The sequence below is a fragment of the Alkalitalea saponilacus genome (genome assembly GCF_900168165.1).
GTDB lineage: Bacteria > Bacteroidota > Bacteroidia > Bacteroidales > Marinilabiliaceae > Natronoflexus > Natronoflexus saponilacus.
In genome coordinates, this window is record NZ_FUYV01000083.1 from 1 (window position 1) to 1,379 (window position 1,379).

The window sequence follows — 1,379 nt, forward strand, 5'->3', positions numbered from 1 at the left end:
CGTTAACGCCAAGCATGAAAACAAACAAACGCACAACGAAATGAACAATTTTGAAAATAATTGACAATCGTGTTGTGCTTTTTGTATCTTTGAGAAAAATAGCATATAAAAGCAATGAAAACACTTTACCAGAAATTTGAAACGCTTTTACTAAATACGACAACTAGTTTTAAGCGGTATTTATACGACAAAGTCGCATGGAATAGTCGAATGATTGGGATAATTGGACCACGAGGCGTTGGTAAAACGACTATGATTTTACAATATATCAAGGAAAATTTAAACAGTAAAAAAGCCTTATACGTTTCAGCAGACGACCTTTATTTTGGTGAAAACAAACTATTTGATTTAGCCGATGACTTATATAAAAATGCAAGTGAATATTTGTTTATCGATGAAATTCACAAATATCCGGATTGGTCGCGAGAATTAAAAAATATCTACGATTCGTTTCCTACCTTAAAAATTGTTTTCACTGGTTCTTCTGTGCTTGACATACTAAAAGGCTCAGCAGATTTAAGTCGCCGAGCAATTATTTATAAATTACAAGGTCTCTCATTTCGGGAATACCTAAAACTATTTCATAATTATGAATTTGAAGCTTACTCATTGGAACAAATAGTCAATAATGAAGTCAAACTTACAAATATTAATCATCCCCTACCATTGTTTAATGACTATTTGAGGCGTGGATACTTTCCTTTTGGAATTGAAAACGAATTAGATTTACGGTTAGGACAAATCATTGTACAAACATTGGAAACTGATATTCCGCAATATGCTAACCTCAATGTAGGGACAAGCCGAAAATTAAAACGCTTACTTTCTATTATCGCTGAAAGCGTTCCTTTTAAACCAAATTTTTCAAAAATATCAGAAATTATAGGTGTGAGTAGAAACTCCTTAGACGACTATTTCTCATATATGGAAAAAGCCGGACTTATCGGTCAATTGCGTAATGAAACCAGCGGAATTCGTGGGTTAGGAAAAGTTGATAAAGTTTATCTAGATAACACCAATATAATATTTAATTTGGTTGGAGATAAATCAAATATTGGAAACATCCGAGAAACCTTCTTCTTCAATCAAATGCGACTTAAAAATGAAGTTATCTCATCTGCCAATGCTGATTTTATAATTGATAATTACACATTTGAAGTTGGTGGAAGGAATAAAAAACAAACCCAAATTGAAAAAGATGGTAAATCATTTTTAGTAAAAGATGATATTGAATATGGGTATCGGAATGTTCTACCTTTATGGACTTTTGGAATGAATTATTAAATAAGAAAAATGGAAAAGCCAGGCGTTAACAGTGTGTATAACCAATGGCTTTGGTTCAGCTAAATAGTCACCCTCCTACCCCGCCTCAAATTTTC

At 32.6% G+C, this 1,379-nt stretch carries 1 protein-coding gene; it reads left to right on the top strand.

Annotation, left to right across the window (positions count from 1 at the left end; all coding sequences use genetic code 11):
* Positions 1 to 114 precede the first annotated feature (114 nt).
* Positions 115 to 1,284, top strand: a complete 1,170-nt coding sequence (locus tag B5X70_RS17710; RefSeq protein ID WP_079559233.1) for an ATP-binding protein — start codon at positions 115 to 117, stop codon at positions 1,282 to 1,284.
* Positions 1,285 to 1,379: the final 95 nt, after the last annotated feature.

Bases quoted from the DNA above. Each gene is read 5' to 3' on its own strand.
- B5X70_RS17710 (WP_079559233.1), top strand. From the start codon at position 115: ATGAAAACACTTTACCAGAAATTTGAAACGCTTTTACTAAATACGACA.